13 protein-coding genes are annotated in these 18,190 nt (G+C 49.4%); 7 read left to right on the forward strand and 6 right to left on the reverse strand.

Annotation, left to right across the window (positions count from 1 at the left end; all coding sequences use genetic code 11):
- Nucleotides 1-20: 20 nt before the first annotated feature.
- From M0R33_RS14265 to M0R33_RS14275, 3 genes are all read left to right on the forward strand, one after another.
- Nucleotides 21-1,211 carry an NAD(P)/FAD-dependent oxidoreductase gene (locus tag M0R33_RS14265; protein WP_292570685.1) on the forward strand — a complete coding sequence of 397 codons (1,191 nt, stop codon included), beginning with the start codon at nucleotides 21-23 and terminating at the stop codon, nucleotides 1,209-1,211.
- Nucleotides 1,212-1,859: 648 nt separating this feature from the next.
- Nucleotides 1,860-2,645, forward strand: coding sequence for a hypothetical protein (locus M0R33_RS14270; RefSeq protein ID WP_292570457.1), 786 nt, complete (start codon nucleotides 1,860-1,862; stop codon nucleotides 2,643-2,645).
- A 125-nt stretch (nucleotides 2,646-2,770) separates the two neighbouring features.
- Complete coding sequence (locus M0R33_RS14275) at nucleotides 2,771-3,445, forward strand: DUF1566 domain-containing protein (protein WP_292570459.1); 675 nt, start codon at nucleotides 2,771-2,773, stop codon at nucleotides 3,443-3,445.
- A 284-nt stretch (nucleotides 3,446-3,729) separates the two neighbouring features.
- On the opposite strand, the gene lexA is transcribed toward M0R33_RS14275, so the two are convergent.
- From lexA to M0R33_RS14290, 3 genes are all read right to left on the reverse strand, one after another.
- On the reverse strand, nucleotides 3,730-4,359 hold the full coding sequence (gene lexA, locus M0R33_RS14280) for a transcriptional repressor LexA (RefSeq protein WP_292570462.1): 630 nt from the start codon (nucleotides 4,357-4,359) through the stop codon (nucleotides 3,730-3,732).
- 106 nt (nucleotides 4,360-4,465) lie between these two features.
- Nucleotides 4,466-7,915 carry a transcription-repair coupling factor gene (gene mfd, locus M0R33_RS14285; protein ID WP_292570464.1) on the reverse strand — a complete coding sequence of 1,150 codons (3,450 nt, stop codon included), beginning with the start codon at nucleotides 7,913-7,915 and terminating at the stop codon, nucleotides 4,466-4,468.
- A gap of 110 nt (nucleotides 7,916-8,025) precedes the next feature.
- Nucleotides 8,026-8,766, reverse strand: coding sequence for a flagellar brake protein (locus M0R33_RS14290; RefSeq protein ID WP_292570466.1), 741 nt, complete (start codon nucleotides 8,764-8,766; stop codon nucleotides 8,026-8,028).
- An 85-nt stretch (nucleotides 8,767-8,851) separates the two neighbouring features.
- Here M0R33_RS14290 and M0R33_RS14295 point away from each other — a divergent pair, with 85 nt between their 5' ends.
- Genes M0R33_RS14295 through rimO form a run of 4 tightly spaced genes read left to right on the forward strand, consistent with a single transcriptional unit; the run spans nucleotide 8,852 to nucleotide 11,128 of the window.
- A complete protein-coding gene (locus M0R33_RS14295) occupies nucleotides 8,852-9,172 on the forward strand; it encodes a multidrug efflux SMR transporter (protein WP_292570469.1) in 321 nt (106 codons plus the stop codon).
- The gene (locus M0R33_RS14300) at nucleotides 9,172-9,465 is read left to right on the forward strand and encodes a DsrH/TusB family sulfur metabolism protein (RefSeq protein WP_292570472.1); all 294 of its coding nucleotides are present in this window, start codon (nucleotides 9,172-9,174) and stop codon (nucleotides 9,463-9,465) included. The genes M0R33_RS14295 and M0R33_RS14300 overlap by 1 nt, the downstream gene beginning before the upstream one ends.
- The gene (locus M0R33_RS14305) at nucleotides 9,456-9,788 is read left to right on the forward strand and encodes a TusE/DsrC/DsvC family sulfur relay protein (RefSeq protein WP_292570474.1); all 333 of its coding nucleotides are present in this window, start codon (nucleotides 9,456-9,458) and stop codon (nucleotides 9,786-9,788) included. Before M0R33_RS14300 ends, M0R33_RS14305 begins: the two co-directional genes overlap by 10 nt.
- Before the next feature lie 29 nt (nucleotides 9,789-9,817).
- On the forward strand, nucleotides 9,818-11,128 hold the full coding sequence (gene rimO / locus M0R33_RS14310) for a 30S ribosomal protein S12 methylthiotransferase RimO (RefSeq protein ID WP_292570477.1): 1,311 nt from the start codon (nucleotides 9,818-9,820) through the stop codon (nucleotides 11,126-11,128).
- A gap of 74 nt (nucleotides 11,129-11,202) precedes the next feature.
- On the opposite strand, the gene M0R33_RS14315 is transcribed toward rimO, so the two are convergent.
- From M0R33_RS14315 to M0R33_RS14325, 3 genes are all read right to left on the reverse strand, one after another.
- On the reverse strand, nucleotides 11,203-11,412 hold the full coding sequence (locus M0R33_RS14315) for a cold-shock protein (protein ID WP_013818493.1): 210 nt from the start codon (nucleotides 11,410-11,412) through the stop codon (nucleotides 11,203-11,205).
- 807 nt (nucleotides 11,413-12,219) lie between these two features.
- Complete coding sequence (locus tag M0R33_RS14320; RefSeq protein WP_292570486.1) at nucleotides 12,220-14,307, reverse strand: sodium:proton antiporter; 2,088 nt, start codon at nucleotides 14,305-14,307, stop codon at nucleotides 12,220-12,222.
- A 166-nt stretch (nucleotides 14,308-14,473) separates the two neighbouring features.
- The gene (locus M0R33_RS14325; RefSeq protein ID WP_292570488.1) at nucleotides 14,474-18,142 is read right to left on the reverse strand and encodes a pyridine nucleotide-disulfide oxidoreductase; all 3,669 of its coding nucleotides are present in this window, start codon (nucleotides 18,140-18,142) and stop codon (nucleotides 14,474-14,476) included.
- Nucleotides 18,143-18,190 lie beyond the last annotated feature (48 nt).

Below are 18,190 nucleotides of genomic sequence, written 5' to 3' on the forward strand. Positions count from 1 at the left end.
TTACATTGGGTTTTTTCTTGATGTCTTATACCGCGACGGCTGATGTGCTGGTGATTGGTGCTGGTGCCTCCGGCCTGATGTGCGCAATAGAAGCTGCAAAAAGGGGGCGTGGCGTGTGTGTGCTTGAGCATGCCAACCGTCCCGGTAAAAAAATTCTCATGTCTGGCGGTGGCCGCTGTAACTTTACCAATTACACGGTTGAGCCGGAGCATTATATTTCCCATAACCCACATTTTTGTAAGTCGGCCCTAAAGCGTTTCAATCAATGGGACTTTTTGGCACTGGTGCAGCGCTATAAAATTTCATTCCATGAACGTCTGCACGGACAATTGTTTTGTGATAATAGCGCGAAAGATATTTTAGACATGCTGCTGGCCGAAAGCCGGCAACACGGTGTGGAACTGAAAATACCCTGTGCTATTCAACAGGTATCCCATGCAGCGGGTGGCGGGTTTCGGGTGCAAACTTCGCAAGGGGACATGCGTTGCCAATCATTGGTGGTGGCGACGGGAGGCTTATCTATCCCTAAGATGGGTGCCACGCCGTTCGGTTATCAATTGGCGGAGCAATTCGGTATCAAAGTTTGGCCGACGCGCGCCGGTTTAGTACCCTTGACGTTGCAACCCGTCGATAAGGAGGTTTTTTCCGCCTTGACCGGTATTGCCGTGCCTTGCGAAGTAATTTTTCAAAATCACTGCTTTAAGGAGAATTTGTTATTTACCCATCGAGGTCTCAGTGGTCCCGCCATTTTGCAGATTTCCTCTTATTGGCAGCCAGGTGAGTCCTTACAGATCAATTGCTTGCCCGATATGCATTTATTCAAGTTATTGAAACAGCAGCGTGGCCAGGGTAATAAGCTGAAACTTAAAACCTGGCTAGCCGACTATCTGCCTAAGCGACTGTTGCAGGCGTTAATACCCGAGCCACTACTGGAATGCAATCTGGTTGATTGTTCCGACAAGCAATTGCAGCAGGTCGCCAATCACATCCAAGCCTGGCACATTAAACCGAATGGCAGCGAAGGCTATCGCACCGCTGAAGTAACATTGGGCGGTGTCGATTGTGATGCTTTGTCATCAAAAACCATGGAATGCTTGCAGGTGCCGGGTCTGTTTTTTATTGGCGAAGTGGTCGATGTGAGCGGCTGGTTAGGTGGGTACAATTTTCAATGGGCGTGGTCATCTGGCTGGTGCGCAGGGCAATATGTCTAATTGCATTCAAAAACACTCCGGCATATTCGCCCCAAACCAGCCACCCATTCCGATACGATTACGCCAGTAGTGAGTGGGGGCTTTAGAAAGTGGCGAATTGTCGCAATCGACCCAATACCGACTGTCGACCGAAGTGATCAAATGACAGCCATATGATCGTTACCAGTCAGAGACGAAAACAAGATTAGAACTGTAAGCAGCTGATCAAAGAAAAGATTCTGAGTTCCAGGATTGGATTCCCATGGCTCGAATAAATGCACCGAGGCCAGGCGATGTATTGATTTCTTACGGGCGAATGCCGTACCCAAACTTAGCGGCCTTATGCGAATTGTGCACTGAAAAAATAGCGTCGCATAACCATTAGCCGCGTTAGAGCAGAATAAAATACACTCTCCCTACATGCATCAACTTTATGGGGTATTCCTTAGATGAAGATCATCCTACACTCAGAAGATGTTCTAATCGTCAAAACTGAGAAAGTCCTCATTGTTCTGTTCGGACTGGGTTTTTTGCTTTTCGCCGGTTTAGCCCTACATTCCTATGTGGCCTATAAAGGGACGGTGCAGCAAGGCATCTTTAGAAGAATTGAATCCCATCATATGTTCTGTTAGTCTGTAGGTAATAACGATACACATGGAGTAGCCCGAAATGCGCAAAACCATTGCCTTTACCTATTTCGCAATTCTATTGACTAATCCTTTAACGGCAAACGCCGTTCAGGTCCGCATGGATTATACCGGTGTCGCTACTCTCGCGACCGGTATTTTCGGCGACGAAACTGTCACCTTGCTAAACGGCTATGCCGCCGATGGCTTTGTCAGCGGCTCTTTTTTTATCGACACCGAGTTTACTGAGTCACCAACCACCTTTTCAACTTCGACGGATCATCACAATGAATACGTGCCCAATGATAGTCCGAATTTGAATGAAATTTGGGGGCTTAACGTTCTGTATGGTTTGGAATCTCACACCACGGCAGCCAATCAACGAGACCCCATAAGAGATCACCACAGGCTAATTCTGCAAGACCTGGAAAATAATGCATTCGGGCCTGACGACCGCTTTTACTACCAAGCAAACAGCTTTGCCAGTGGTGACGACGTAGGTGGAATTTATTTGGATGCGGATGATTTAATTTCTGCCGGAGCGCCTTCATTAACCGGCGATTCGCTCAGTTTTACTTTCCTGGACAACTTGGCCCAACGTTTAATGTTTCTACCAGAGCAAAACTATCAGGGACAATATAACGTTTTTAACTCGAGCAACCAGGAAATTGGCCGTTTAGAATGGGAAATAACTGGATTGACAGCGACGCTAATTCCCGTGGCACAAGTCCCACTTCCTCCATCATTTTTTTCGTTTGCAAGTTCGATACTGTTGATCATTGGCTTTTGGAGAAAACCAAACCTACCGAGTCTTCATAGCGTTCGATAGATTTGCAAAAACAGGCAGAATTGATCGGGAACTCATTTCTCAGATGATAACTAGTCGATGTGCAATGGATTTACACTGTAATCAATTCGGCCACGATAATTACCTTTACAAACTAGGAGGTCATCTTGAAATTAAAAAATCTTGTTTACCTGCCAGTCTTTCTGGTTTCATTCAATGCAAGTGCTGCACTGGAATCGCGGCTTGGCGGGCAAGCCGTCTATGACACCGACCGAAATATCACTTGGCTCGCCGACGCAAATGCCGCGATAGGATCGGTTTACGATAATAACGCTCAAGATGGGAGGTTGGATTGGTTCAACGCCACGGCGTGGGTCAGCACGTTAAATGTGTCCGGCATTACCGGTTGGCGATTACCGACTACATTGATCCCGGATGCCTCTTGCGGTATGGATACATCGTCCACAACCAGTAGTTTCGATTGCACCGGCAGTGAAATGGGACATCTGTTCTACGAGGAACTTGGAGGCCAATCAGGACAAAGCATCGCGGTAGGGCATAATGCCAATTACGACCTGTTTCAAAATGTCATGACCGGCAGTGCCTATTGGTCAGGTACCGAATATGAGCCAAACACAGATCAGGCTTATTATTTCTATTTTGTCGATGGGATTCAGTACAAACAAACCAAAGGTCCAAATTTCGGTTTCCATGCCTGGGCGGTCCACGATGGTGATGTGAGCGCAATACCTATTCCAACCGTTGGATGGCTTTTCAGTATTGGGGTACTAATGTTGTTTGGCCCATCGAAAATGCGCGCTATAAAAAATACGGCGAAATAACCAAGATTGTTGGATTTCCTGCAAGCATAAGCCAAATACTTTTACGCGCGAAGCCGCTTGGCCCATTGATAGAAAAGTTAGGGATTACCGAAGGATGATTTTAAGGAAAGACGGGGACACGTCTTGGAATCAATCTTTATGGCTAAACACTGTCAGGCAGCTATCCATTCAAGTGCTGCCATAGCTAATCTTATCGTAGGCGACGGCTTGTGGCCGATCTAAGGCGTTCAAAACTTGGCTGGGTTTTGTGTCGGAAAGGTGGTGGGTTTGTTCGGAATACACAACTAGTGCCTGTAACTGCGCATTTGCCCGACCAATACGCCCTGAATTTCTACTTGGCTTGGCTGATAATGCATGGCCTGCATGCTGGAATTGGCCGGGATAAGCAAGGTTTCGTGAGGGTATTGCTCGATGAACTTTAAGGTGGCTTCGGTTTTATCCACCAGGGCCACCACGATTTCGCCGTTACGGGCGTGGCAACGTTGTTCGATGATGACCCAGTCGCCATCGTAAATACCTTTCTCTATCATCGAATCCCCCTTCACCTTTAATACGTAACAAGGGTTATCGGTTTTGATCTGGTTGGGGATAGTCATGTATTCTTGGTTTTCAATGGCTTCGATGGGCTTGCCGGCGGCAATGACGCCGACATAACGCAAGCTATTTTCATTGTTTTCGTTAGCTTGACTGATTTGTTTGGCTTTCTCGGTCAAGCGTACGCCACGGTGTTTCCTGTCCATCGGCTCGATCAAGCCAATCTCAATGAGGTCTTGAACGATGCGATGCAGAGAGCCGCGCGACTTTAAACCCAGCGCAGTACATAACTTATCCAACGAGAGCGGCTGGCTAAAGTTTTGTTGATTTTGTAATAAAAAATCAATGATTTCGTGTTGCTTGCGCGTTAAGGCATCCATGTATTGTTTCTCGTCGAATGGGTTTTTAGTTTGTTCTTGCTGAACATAGCACAAGCCCTTTATAAGAACAATAGCAGAGCAAAATGTTTTAACTATCCGTTTTGGACTAAAGCGGTTTTGGCCCCAATCTCAACAATAATTTATGTAAAAAAGCCACCTTGTCTTCCAAGTCTTTAAAGGTATGGGTAAAGCGTAACTTATCCGCGCCATCGAATTTATATAACTGCGATTGGCTTTGGATCAGGGTGATTAATTCCGCTGTATCGATTTGCGGCGAGGCGCTGAATACAATTCTGCCGCCGGTGGCGTACGCTTCGATTTTCTTGATACCCAGATGAGCGGAATGTTGTTTCAATTCGGTAATGGCAAATAAGGCTTTGACCTGATCGGGTAATAAGCCAAAGCGGTCTATCATTTCTATCTTGAGTTTGCGTAAGTCGTCTTCCGTGTCGGCGCTGGCTATGCGTTTGTATAACACCAGGCGGGCGTGGATATCCGGCAGATAATTTTCCGGAATCAGTGCGGCAGTTTGCAGGTCGACCTCTGGGCCTAAGTCCAGAGGCGCGTCGAGTTCCGGTTGTTTACCCGATTTTAGCGCGTCGACCGCGCGTTCCAGTAGCTCGGTATACATAGTAAAGCCGATTTCCTGAATTTGGCCGCTTTGTTCGTCGCCTAATAATTCGCCGGCCCCGCGTATTTCCATGTCGTGCGAAGACAGCATGAAACCGGCCCCCAGTTCGCCGGAGGTCTCGAAAGCCTCCAGGCGCTTGATGGCATCTTTGGTCATTAACGACTTGGGCGGAACGATGCAATAGGCATAGGCGCGATGGTGCGAACGGCCGACCCGGCCGCGCAGCTGATGTAATTGCGCCAGACCCAGCTTGTCGGCGCGGTTGATGACGATGGTATTGGCGCTGGGGATATCGATACCGCTTTCGATAATCGTACTGGCAATCAGCAGATTGAAACGTTGGTGGTAAAAATCCAGCATGATCTGCTCCAACTCGCGCTCCGCCATCTGGCCATGGGCGATCTGGATGCGGGCTTCCGGCACCAACACCGCCAGTTCGCGGGCCATTTTGTCCATGGATTTGACATCGTTGTGCAGAAAAAACACTTGTCCGCCGCGTTTGATTTCCCGTTGGCAGGCTTCTTGAACCTGCGAGTCTATCCATTCGGTGACGAAGGTTTTGATGGCATGCCGGTTGGGCGGCGGCGTGGCGATGATGGAAATATCGCGCAAGCCGGCCATGGCCATGTTTAGAGTACGCGGGATCGGTGTCGCGGTCAGCGTCAGCATATCCAACTCGTAACGCAATTTCTTGAAATACTCTTTTTGGGTGACGCCGAAACGATGTTCCTCATCGATAATCACTAGTCCCAAGGCCTGATATTTCATATCCTTGGACAGTAATTTATGGGTGCCGATAATGATGTCGACTTTGCCTGCCGCCAACTCATCTGTAACGGTCTTTTGCTGTTTGGCGGTGACGAAGCGGGACATGACTTCGATCCGCACCGGCCAATCGGCGAAACGGTCGCGGAAGTTTTGATAATGTTGTTGGGCCAGGAGGGTGGTGGGAACCAGCACCGCCACCTGTTTACCGCTCTGTACCGCGACGAAGGCGGCTCGCATGGCGACTTCCGTTTTGCCGAAGCCCACATCGCCGCAAACTACCCGGTCCATGGGTTGGGTGGCGGCCATATCCCCCAGGATGGCGTCGATGGCGCTAAGCTGGTCCGGGGTTTCCTCGAAGGGGAAAGCAGCGGCAAAGGCATTGTATTCGCTATTGTCGACATCGAACGCAAAGCCCAGCCGGGCGGCGCGTTTGGCATGGATATCCAACAGCTCGGCGGCCACGTCGCGAGCCCGTTCCATAGCCTTTTTCTTGGCCTTGCTCCATTGCTCGGTACCGAGTTTGTGCAATGGGGCGTTTTCAGCAGAAATGCCGCTATAACGGCCGATTAAATGCAGCGATGAGACCGGCACATACAGCTTGTCGTTATTGGAATATTCCAACATCAAAAATTCGGCTTCGATATCGCCGACCGTCAGAGTCTGCAGGCCCAGATAACGGCCTACCCCATGTTCCTGATGAACCACCGGCGAGCCAATGGTCAGCTCGTTGAGGTTGTTGAAAATGTTTTCCAGCTCGCGGGCGGCCGATTGCCTGCGGCGGCGACGTTGCTGGGCCTTGGCGCCGCTGAGCTGACTTTCGGTGATGATGGCCAGCGCGGGATTATCCAGCCAAAGCCCCTGGTCCATGGGAGCAACCACAATGCAGCGGGCTTCGTCGCTTTCTAAAAATTCCGGCCAGTTTTGCAGCGGTTTGACGCTTAGTCTGACGCTTTTCAGCTTGTCTATCAGTCCTTCGCGATGACCGGCGGTTTCGGCCACGAACAGGATTTTTCCGGTAAAACCCTCAATGAAATGACGCAAGCGTTGCGCGGGTTCTTTCAAACGGCTGTCGATTGCGACGTCGGGCAGGCTTTTGCAATTAAACCAGTGTGCCTGTTCTGCCTGATCGTCAAGAATGATGCGACTAAAGTGGACGGTTTGCTGTTGGATTTCCGCTTCGGATAAAAACAGTCTTGATGGTGGCAACAGCGGCCGCTCGAGATCGTATTTACGTTGCTGATAGCGCTCCTCGGCTTCGCTGTAAAAACGCGAGGTATGCGCGGCAAAGCCGGCCGGCAATACAAATAGGGCATTTTTGGGAAGATAAGCGAACAGTGATTCGGTATGCTCTACGAACAGCGGCAGGTAATATTCGATACCAGCCGGAGCGATTTGCTTGGAAATATCGACATATAGCGGATTCTTGGGTGACGACTCGGGGAACTGCTCGCGAAAAGCCTGTCGAAAATGTTTGACCGCTTCGTCGGTAAATGGGAATTCGCGGGCCGGAAACAGCTCGATCTTGAGCATTTTTTCCTGAGACATTTGCGTATCCGGGTCGAAACTGCGGATAGATTCCACATCGTCATCGAATAATTCAATGCGGTAGGGTTGCTTGCTACCCATCGGGAATAAATCCAGAATCGAGCCGCGCACGGCGAATTCACCATGTTGGTAAACTTGCGACACGCATTGATAGCCGACGGCCTCCAGTTTGGCACGGGTCAGTTCAAGATTTAAGTTACCGCCGACTTCTATGGCAAAGCTATGCGCCAACACGTGTTCTCGCGGCGCCAGCCGGTGCATCAAAGTGGAAACCGAGAGAATTAGCGCGCCGCGTTTGGTATCCGGCAATACAGCCAGAGTCCTCAAACGTTCCGAGATGATTTCCGGCAGTGGCGAGAATACGTCGTAGGGCAGAGTCTCCCAATCCGGAAAATGCAGAATGGGTAGGTCGTTATTTAGAAAAAAAGCCAGTTCGTGTTCTAGACGTAACGCTGTTTGGGTATCTGGGGTAACGATGACCAGTAAGCGATTTTTCCGGTGAATGGTGTTGGCTAATGCCAAGGAATCGCCGCAGCCTTTTAGTCCGGCCCAGTAAAGCGGGGTATCGGTAGATTGGGGAAGCGCGGCTTGGGTAAAGGTTGAAGACGACATTACGATCAAATTAAGCGGAAACGAGCTTAATTATAAACGCGATACGCAGTGATGCGGCAGGAAGCTGGTTTATTTATCGGGGATTTAACCGTGCGGGCTGTCGGATCGCCTTAGCCGGTATTTTTCTTTTGCTGCAACTCAATTTCCTGCATATAGCGTTGGATACTGGTTTCAAAGTTGGTGGGCATGCTTTGGAACAAACAGCCTATTTTGTCTTGTAGGGTAAGGGTGCCGCTGCGGACCTTGACGTTATTTTTGATCACAAAGCCCACAATGGCATGATTGCCATTATTGAGATGCAAATCGCAATCTATAAATTGGCAGTCGGGTTGCAGTCGTTCAGCCCATTTTGGATCAGGATTTAGAAAAGCAACGCCAGTCATGCTGAGATCGTACAACTGAAATTTCAATGTTTCTATAGTGTCGTCCTGATCGGATTTTATTGTTAGCAGGCAATAGCTGCCTTTATGCGAAAAAGGGATTCGGACTCGATAATATTGACGGCGCTGCAGCCAAAAAATACTGTCGGGAATAGGCATGGAGAAAACAGACTCGCCCCCCGCTTTGATTTTCTGGATATTTTTAGCACTAAACGAGACCTTAATACCGTTATATTCGGTACGAAACAGAACCTTTCCGGAGGCCAATAGTTGCGAGTCTACCGCTTCGGAAGGGCCGCAATCCAGTTGTAACAGCTTATTTTTGGAGTCTAGTTCGACTATCGTCGTCAAAAAGGAGGTGTTCCTATCGCCAAAATGCGCGGAGATCAGGCATTTCTTAGTTACCAATTCATTGAAGTGGTTAAATACCATTTTGGCATTTTTGACGATGTACTCAGATTCCGGTGCCATTTAATTAATATGTTAAATGTTGCTGTGTAACAAAGTGGCTATTGTAAAATAGCTAGAATTATTATGCACACAAAAGGGTAAGTTGATGGGATGGTTGTTATTATTTACAGCGGGTTGTTCGGAAATCATTTTTGCGCTAAGCCTAAAATACAATGAAGGATTTAGCAAACTATGGCCCAGCGTGGTGACTTGTTTTTCCGGCGTCGGTAGTTTTTATCTGCTGATGTTGTCTTTAAAAACCCTGCCATTAGGTACCGCCTATGCGGTCTGGACAGGCATGGGGGCCGTCGGCGTGGCGATTATCGGCATATTTTTATTTAAAGAATCGTCGGACTGGATACGTTTAACTTCCATCGTGCTGATAGTGATCGGTATCGCCGGATTGAAACTGACTCACGTAGATTAATGTTGCATCTGATAGCGGAAAACACCTTATCGCAAACAGTGGTGGCGCGCATATCGAATGGAGACGATGTGGTCTTGCAAGCCGGTGCGGTTTGGGCGGCCTTTTTGGGACACCGGGACAACCCCAAACTGAGCGAGTTGTTATCGAAAGGTTGCAGCGTTTACGCGCTAAGCGATGTGCTTGCCATGAACGGCATGAGTCACCAGCAATTATTGGCAGGAGTTCAACCTCTCGAATATGTGCATTTAGTCGCATTGACGATAAAAAATCCGGTGATACATACGTGGTGTTGATTGTCGGAGATGTTGAGCTGGAAACCACGGCTGATGGTTTTTTGCGGAATGCCGGGGTTTGGAATGAACAGGTTGCCGAAGCGCTGGCGGACCAAAACGGTATTGAAATCACTGACGCGCATTGGGAAATCCTGTTTTTCATTCGGCATTATTATCAGCAGTATCAGCATTTACCCAATGCGCGCATGTTTGCCGCCGCGATTCGAAAAAAGCTTGGCGACGACAAAGCCAATAGCCGCTACCTGCAAAAATTATTTCCCGACGGGCCGTTGAAATACGCCTGTAAATTGGCTGGTTTGCCCAAGCCACCTACCTGTTTGTAACCTGATTTTAAACGTTTTGAGAGTAATAAATGAGTAATCCCCGCGTTGGTTTTATCAGTTTGGGCTGTCCGAAAGCCCTGGTCGATAGTGAGCAGATTTTGACGCGTCTGCGCAGTGAAGGCTATCAAGTCTCGCCGAATTATAAGGATTCAGACTTGGTGATAGTGAATACCTGCGGCTTCATCGACGCCGCCGTGGAAGAGTCGCTGGATAGCATAGGCGAGGCCCTGGCGGAAAACGGCCGGGTGATTGTTACTGGTTGCCTGGGGGCGCGGCAGGATGAAATTCTGGCCAGACACCCGCAAGTGTTAAAAATTACCGGCGCCCATGCCACCGATGAAGTGGTGAGCGCGGTACACGAGCATTTGCCGCCGGCACATAATCCTTTTACGGATTTAGTGCCGCCGCAGGGCATCAAGCTTACGCCCCGGCATTATGCCTATCTTAAAATCTCCGAAGGTTGCAATCACCGGTGCACCTTTTGCATTATTCCGTCCATGCGCGGCGATTTAGTCAGCCGACCCGTCGACGCAGTGATGCAGGAAGCCGAACGTTTGGCCGATGCCGGTGTAAAGGAGCTTTTGATTGTGTCGCAGGACACCAGTGCCTATGGCTTGGATTTGAAATATCAGCACCGGCGTTGGCGCGGACAAGATCTACAAACCCGTTTTTATGATTTGGCCGCCGCGTTGGGCGAGTTGGGAATATGGGTGCGTATGCATTACGTCTATCCCTACCCGCATGTGGACCAGGTGGTACCGTTAATGGCGGAGGGTAAAATTCTGCCTTACCTGGATATTCCGTTTCAACATGCCGATAGGCGTATTTTAAAGCTGATGAAGCGTCCGGCGGCGGCGGAAAACAATCTGGAACGGATAAAAGCCTGGCGTAACATTTGTCCCGATCTGACTATTCGCAGTACATTTATCGTTGGGTTCCCCGGCGAGACCGAACAGGAGTTTGAAGCGTTATTACAATTTTTGACCGAAGCGCAAATGGACCGGGTCGGTTGTTTCGCCTATTCGCCGGTGAAAGGCGCCGCGGCTAACGAATTGCCGGATTCCGTGCCAGAAGATATCAAACAACAGCGTTTAGCCCGATTTATGGCGCATCAGGCGGCGATTAGCGCCGAGCGTCTACAGCGCAGGGTGGGTAGAGTCGAAACCGTGTTGGTCGACGAAGTGGTCGAAGAGGGCGCGGTGGCGCGCGGCAAAAGCGATGCGCCGGAAATCGACGGGCAAGTCTTCATCGATGGCGCCACTCATCTTAATGTCGGCGATTTCGTGGACGTGGAAATCGAAGAAGCCGATGAATATGATGTATGGGGCAAGCTGATTTAATGGCATAGCCCATTGGGCATAAAAAAACCCGCCGCTGCTCGGCATTGGCGGGTTTTTCAATTATAGGCGTTAGCTTATAAAGGGTTCACGTTTTCAGCTTGAGGGCCTTTTTGACCGTTGGTCACTTCCATAGTGACTTTTTGGCCTTCTTTCAGGGTTTTACGGCCGCTGCCGACAATGGCGCTGAAATGTACGAATACATCTTTACCGCCGTCTTGTTCGATGAAACCGAAGCCTTTTTCATCGTTGAACCATTTTACTTTGCCTTCTACTTGTGCTGACATAAATCTCTCTTTCTAAAAAGTGCCGAAACCGGCGTTTGTGTTACGGGTGGTGAATAAAGCGGGTAGTGGAAGACGTGTAAAGCGACAACGATTACCTAGCTAAATCAGTGACATTATACATAGCTATGGCAATACACCAAGAAAAAAGATGGATTCGGCCTGTTAAGGTTTTATGAATTTCAAAACATGTCATTTCCTTGCGTTTTTGTAAATACTCGTTAACTTGTTAAAGTATTGTATTTATTGGTTTTTATGGGTGGTTTTCGGGCAAAATCACTCTGGCGACTGTGCGAGGCGCCTGACGGGGTAGCTTGAAATTAGTCGCTAATTTAGCGGTAATTTCTGATAAAGGCAGGAAAAAACTGATTGAATTAATCGAAACCGCTTCGTTAGGGGGGAGGATTTTGCGGGTTGTTTAAAGCGGCGTAATACAGCCAAAAGTAGGGCTGAATTCGGTTACTGCGTTCAGCGAGAGCAATCTTAGAGATAACGTTGACTTATCTCCGCGGTTTTCCCGATATTATTCCCGTTAGTTCAGGGCAAATAACAACGGTTGCCATTCCTGAATTGACATGTTCGCGAAGGAGGAAAGCCAAATTATTGAATTCATGGGCATCCTGTTTTATCGGAAGAGAAACGCTTAGAACGCCAATGGGCAAACGTGATGCTACTTTGCGTCTGTTGTCGCGGATTGGTTAGGATGCAGCGGTTCAGAATGCTAAAAACGCTTTAGGGGGAGCCAATCGCGGGATCGGTAACGGTTCCGGTGAGCTGCAACAGAAACCGTTGCACAACTCACCCCGATACTTAATGCGATTTTTGCTCCAGTTCATGACGCAGCATGATGTAGAGTTTGTTGGTGATAATCTCGTTTTTATGCAGTTTATCCAAGGTGTCTTCTTGCAGCACAGCCAGGGATTGTGCCGCGGAGGTTTCGTTCACCTGGGATAGGAGCTCTTCATTTTTATGAATCACGGCCAACATTTTTTCATGAGTGTTCTCCTGTATGCTTTTGTACAGGGTCAATAACTTTTCCAAGGCGGGTTTATCGTCAAATACCGCGCTCAGGCTGGAGCCTTCTACCGCATTAAGTTCTTTGACGACTTTACCGCTGATTTTGCTTAGAGCCCGGTAATAACGATACAGTTCTTCATCTTTAAAGCTGTGATCGCGCCAAAACGCCAGTCGGCTAACCAGGAGCACGAAACGCTCCAAGCTGTCGATAGGAAAATGCTCGTTAACCGAAGCTACCTGTTGTTGCCCGCGTTTGATGCGCTCGGTTTGAATGCTGAGCATGTTGGTGATTTTTTTATAGGTTTTTTCCTCGATTTCGCCGCGTTGAAAAATATCTTTCAATTCTTCTTTCTGGATACCCAGGGCATAAGTGCGCAACATGTTTTCGATCAAGGTATCGGAATCGCCGATGGCGTTTTTACATTCCAGGCAGGCAATTTGGTACAGGCTTTCGTAGCGTTGCTTCAGCTTGTCGTACTGCTTTTGAGTCAATTGCTGATCGCTTAATAGCGCATCCAGCTTATGTAAAGTCTTGTCGTAAATCTGCGCCTTACTTTTGTGATAGCCGACTTGTTCCATGCCGGTCAGCGCGTCAATACCCAACGCATGCATGACTTTACCTATGGTGGTGGCTTTCACCAGCAGGGTGAAATAGATACTGCCTATGGTGACGGCGGACACGAAGTCCTTGACACTGAAATTAAAGTGCCAATTCGGAACGGTTAAATCATCCGGAATCAACAATACCATAATGACCGCCAACGATCCGCGCAAACTGCCCCAGGCCATTAAATGCATCCAGTTACGCGGAATAGGGCGCTCCTTGCCGACTTTATTCATTAGCCACATCAGTGGATAAACCGAAATGGCGCGGCCAATCACTACCGTAACAATACATAACAGAATAGGCCACAGAGCGATATTCAGGTCGATCGCTAAATCGGCGAACAACAGCCCCATTAATATGAATACCAAGGAGTTGGTTACGAAAGCAAAATAGCCCCAGAATTTTTCCATGTACTCTTCAACATCCGGCGACATTTTGTAGCGGCCGAAATTACCGATAACCATTGAAGCAATCAAGGTGGCTACAATCGACGACAGGCGGATTTCCTGGCCGGCGATGATCAAGTGCTCGGAAATAACTTCGGTCAGGATGAAGGTAAAGTGGGCGACCAGCAGAGTCAGGGTGATTTCCAGGTGTTCGTTGCCGTTTACTGTCTCGATCAGTTTGGCAAACAAAAATCCCATCATCAGGCCGAAGACGATACCGCCACCCAGCATGGTGACGAAGGAAAACAGGGCTGAGGCTGCCGAGGTATAGCCGTGGTAGCCTTCCATAATCAGATCCAGTATCACTAAAAAGGCAGCGAAACCGGTGGCGTCGTTAAATAAGCTCTCGCCTTCAAAAATTAAGGTTAATCGCTGCGGGGCGCCGTATTCTTTAAACAGGGCCAGTACCGCTACCGGGTCGGTCGCGGAAATAATAGCGCCGAACAGCAACAGGACCAGCATGGGTACATCAACGCCTAAAAATTCGAAAGCATAAAATCCGCCAATCCCGACAAACAGGGTGGAAATCAATAAACCCACCACGGCTAAAGAGCCGATGGAATATATGTTTTCGGTGACATTGCGAATATTCATGTTGTAGGCCGATTCGAAAATCAGAATCGGTAAAAACACAAAAAACAGTAACTCCGGGGTCAGTTCAAAACTGGTAATAAAGGAAAAAAATTCCAGATGGGAAAGCGGTATCAATAAGGAACCGGCAATCACCAGTAATACTGTGTAAGGTAGTTTGAGTTTTTTCGACAGTAAAAACACTGCCAGGGAGATCAGCATCAGGCTGAAAAGCGATAAAAACACGTCAAGATTCATGGGCGATTCTCCAAAATCAGTGTTGCTGCGTCAAAGCACTAAGGCAGTTACGATGGGCGATATGCCGTAACTGCCTTGGTCAACCATTAAACCCCGATTATTCAGGTTTACACTTGTTTTGACAATCACGTCGGACGTGTTGCCAGCATAAAAAGCGCGTCCCGGATCAGGCGTTTTCCAACAGATAAGTCAGCCACAAGGACGATAATTTTTCCTGGACTGTATTCTGTCGTAAACGGGCTTGCAGATTGGGAAAATCGACATAATCCAATGCCTGGTCCTGGTTATAGCAGGAATACGTAAAGCTGGTTTCGCCCGTCTCGGGGTCGACATGCTTGCATAGGCATTGCGCGCAGACGCCTTTCATCATGCATTGCATTGGCGAGTTGATGGAGCCGATGGCTTCATGGTCCGGTTTAAGGTAAGGTTTTAAGGCATTGAAGCGGGCCGCTTTCACGGCCGCCATCATGCGGTCGGAACCGATCACGATCAGGTGATCGACATCTTGTAGTTTCAGAGCGGTTTCGCCCATTTCGCCGCTACCGAAGGCTATCATGGCTTCAACAATGTTGCCGACAAAGGTTTTATCCTGCGGCCGGGTAACCGGAATGGCCTCATTGCCGGGGCGGTTGTCCACGGCCCAGACAATCAAGTCCGACGCCTCTTCAATTTCCTGCACCTTGAATAAATCTTCCCGGTTACGGTAACCGGCAAAATAAATCACCTTATTGCCGGCATTGCGCATGGCTTTGCCGATGGAGAACAACACTGCGTTGCCCAAGCCACCGCCTAGTAAAAGCACGGTTTTGCCGGTTGGGATTTCGGTGGGCGCACCGGTAACACCCATTAACACCAGCGGGTCACCGGGTTTCCAGGTGGCGCACAAGCGGCTGGAACTGCCCATTTCCAGGGCAATCAACGAGACCAGTCCCTTTTCCTTGTCCACCCAGGCGCCGGTTAAAGCCAGGCCTTCTGCCGCCAAGGAGGTGCCTTCCACAACGGGGGCCAGGGATTCGTAGTTTTGCACCCGGTAAAATTGGCCTGGCTCAAAATTTTTCGCGGCAGCCGGCGCTTTGATGACCACTTCGATAATGGTTGGGGTCAAACGATTCACTTCAACCACATGGGCAAGGAAGGTCGCATCCAGGCGTTGTTGTAAATCCAGCAGCTGCTGGTCACGTTGGCTTTGCTGCGAAGGATCCAGCTCGGCCAGTTCGTTGCCGAACAGTTTGACAATGTAAGGGTAGCCGTCTTTGGCGCTGGCCATGGCTTTGACCACGTTACCGGCATAAACCGGGTGGTTGTCGCCGTAAAAGGTGATATAGCGGCCGTTACTGTTATATGAGGTAAACGGCGCCGGTTTGCCGACCTTGACCTGGGTGTCGTCAGCCATGGGCACCAATTCCGCCTGGCCCTGCAACCATTCCGGTTCGTGGCGTTTGTAGAATTTGCTGTCCATCACGAAGGTGCGCGGATGTTCGGACTGGTAAATGGTGTTCGGCGCGGTACCGGCGGCAATAAACAAGCCGCGCAGTGTCACCTCTACTTCATCGGTCTTGCGCCATTTGCCGTCCTGTTCAGCCAGTTTTTCAAAGCGCACCGCTTGCAGGTGGCCGTAGCGATCTTCGATGGCTTCCAGCGGGCTCATGCCTTCCGCTAAATAGATGCCTTCCGATAAGGCTTCGTGTATCTCTTCGTGGTTTTGCCGATAAGCCGGTGAATCCTTGATGCCTTTACGATAGAACAGCGTGACGCCGCCCCATTGTTTCAAGTAAGGCAAAAAGTTGGGCGTTTCGCCGGCGGCAGCGGCGCGGTCGCGTTCTTGTTCGATAATACGGCCATGCGCCAAAAATTCTTCCAGAATTTCCAGTTCCTCGGCGTCGTATCGGCTACGTACCGTCTGTTCGCCGTACTTGGCGACCAGTTTGTCGTAACGGTTGACGATTTTGCTGACCTGGCCTGGATAATACGCCAGCAATTCAGTCGCGGTATCGATAGCAGTCAAGCCGCCGCCTATCACGCCGGCCGGCAAGCGCACTTGCAGATTGGCCAGTGAGGATTCTTTCGCCGCGCCGGTTAATTGCAAACCCATCAAAAAGTCCGAGGCTTTACGAATGCCGCGGATCAGATTATTTTTCAGGTCAATGACGGTCGGTTTGCCGGCACCGCTGGCGATGGCAATGTGATCAAAGCCCAGTTTCCAGGCTTCATCGATCGATACAGTGCCGCCAAAGCGCACGCCGCCATAGCATTTAAAGGCGGCACGACGTAACAAGGTCAGGTAAATCACTTTCAAAAAATTCTTATCCCAACGCACGGTAATGCCGTATTCGGCTACGCCGCCGAAACCCAGCATGACCCGTTTGTCCAGTTCTTCGTACAGGTCCTTGAAATCGATGACCGGTTGCGGAATGGTGTCTTTGTCGCCAGTCAAATAGAGTGGCAGCGGTTCAATCTTTAACGCATCGATACCGACCACGCCGAAACCTTCGTTCAGCAGATAATGCGCCAGGGTGTAACCGGCCGGACCCATGCCGGCCACCAGCACGTTTTTACCGTTGTAGGGTAGGGCGGTGGGGCGTTTGACGTTCAGCGGGTTCCAGCGGGTCAGTAGGCTGTATATTTCAAAACCCCAGGGCATGAAAAGTACATCGGTCAGCACATTGGTTTCGATTTGCGGAATATTGACCGCTTCGGTTTTCTGGTAAATGCAGCCGCGCATGCAGTCGTTGCAAATCCTATGGCCGGTGCCCGGACACATCGGATTGTCGATGATGATCATCGCCAAGGCGCCGATATTGTCGCCCTGACGTTTAACCACATGCATCTCGGAGATTTTTTCTTCCAGCGGGCAGCCGGTCATCAAGGCGCCGAGATGGTTGGTTTTAAACGTGGCGTCTTTTTTGTTTTTGATGCCTTTGGAGCAGGAGTCGTTGTCGCGATCGTGACAATAGATGCAATGGTCTACTTCGTACAATGCCTGTCTTTGGTTGAAACGTTTGTCGGTCAGCGCAAAACCATCGCGACGGCGGTGATGGTGATCATCGCAGGCCCACACGTCATAGCCTTTTTGCTCCGCCGATGCATGCTCGACCAAGTTGCCGAGATTGGTTTTTTCCGGCACTTTAAAGCTCAGCCATTTGGCTACCACGGCTTGTAATTCCGGTACTTGTTTGGCGGCAAAGCTCCAGCGGTAAACGATATCCAGTAAGCAGGCGATTAAACCGGTGGCGGAGTTACAACTCAGGACAAGCACAGGTTGTTCGCTAATTTGACTTTTCAAAATGGCGACATCGGTATCGCTCAGGTCGGGTTGCTGCGACAAGCGCCAAAGTTCCGCGCCCAATTGGCTGACAGCCAGTTCGGGATCGTCATTGAACAAGGCCTGCTTTCCGGTCGCAACCAATAGCGCTTCCAGTTGTTGCTGCAATTCGTTTGTGTCCCAACCCTCCGCGGTTTGGCCCTTGAAACGACTGGCTAGTTTGCCGACGATTTCGGTGCGGTACACGAAAACTGCGTCGAATTCGCCGCGAATCAGATTTATTTGCTGTTCGCGGACATCGCTGACGTCAAATAACCGGGCTACAAAAGTACCAACCAAGGGCGCCATTCTGACCAATAGTTCGGAAATTTCTTCCGGTTTCATGCCTTCGCCGGCACAGGCACGGTAAGCGCCTATCTCTGCAAATAAATCCGCGTCGTGTTGTTGTACGGATTGGTCGAAAACGTCCAACAAATCGGCCAGGCGTTTGGCATCGTACAGATCTTTGTATTCAAAGCCGGGTATGCCTAGGGTCGGTTGCGTTAATTGGCTGGTGTTAAGCTTTTGGGTCATCAAGTTATTCCGTTAGTAGTCGCTTGTGAGATATTTGAAAATGGTGTG

Origin of the sequence: Methylomonas sp., assembly GCF_023228165.1 — a bacterium.
In the GTDB taxonomy this organism is placed as follows: Bacteria; Pseudomonadota; Gammaproteobacteria; order Methylococcales; family Methylomonadaceae; genus Methylomonas.

What these genes read in the sequence shown, in the direction of transcription:
- M0R33_RS14315 (WP_013818493.1), bottom strand. Translation starts at nt 11,412, where the DNA reads ATGTCAGCACAAGTAGAAGGCAAAGTAAAATGGTTCAACGATGAAAAA.
- mfd (WP_292570464.1), bottom strand. Translation starts at nt 7,915, where the DNA reads ATGTCGTCTTCAACCTTTACCCAAGCCGCGCTTCCCCAATCTACCGAT.
- M0R33_RS14325 (WP_292570488.1), bottom strand. Translation starts at nt 18,142, where the DNA reads ATGACCCAAAAGCTTAACACCAGCCAATTAACGCAACCGACCCTAGGC.
- rimO (WP_292570477.1), top strand. Translation starts at nt 9,818, where the DNA reads ATGAGTAATCCCCGCGTTGGTTTTATCAGTTTGGGCTGTCCGAAAGCC.
- M0R33_RS14265 (WP_292570685.1), top strand. Translation starts at nt 21, where the DNA reads ATGTCTTATACCGCGACGGCTGATGTGCTGGTGATTGGTGCTGGTGCC.
- M0R33_RS14295 (WP_292570469.1), top strand. Translation starts at nt 8,852, where the DNA reads ATGGGATGGTTGTTATTATTTACAGCGGGTTGTTCGGAAATCATTTTT.
- M0R33_RS14290 (WP_292570466.1), bottom strand. Translation starts at nt 8,766, where the DNA reads ATGGCACCGGAATCTGAGTACATCGTCAAAAATGCCAAAATGGTATTT.
- M0R33_RS14320 (WP_292570486.1), bottom strand. Translation starts at nt 14,307, where the DNA reads ATGAATCTTGACGTGTTTTTATCGCTTTTCAGCCTGATGCTGATCTCC.
- M0R33_RS14300 (WP_292570472.1), top strand. Translation starts at nt 9,172, where the DNA reads ATGTTGCATCTGATAGCGGAAAACACCTTATCGCAAACAGTGGTGGCG.
- M0R33_RS14270 (WP_292570457.1), top strand. Translation starts at nt 1,860, where the DNA reads ATGCGCAAAACCATTGCCTTTACCTATTTCGCAATTCTATTGACTAAT.
- lexA (WP_292570462.1), bottom strand. Translation starts at nt 4,359, where the DNA reads ATGGATGCCTTAACGCGCAAGCAACACGAAATCATTGATTTTTTATTA.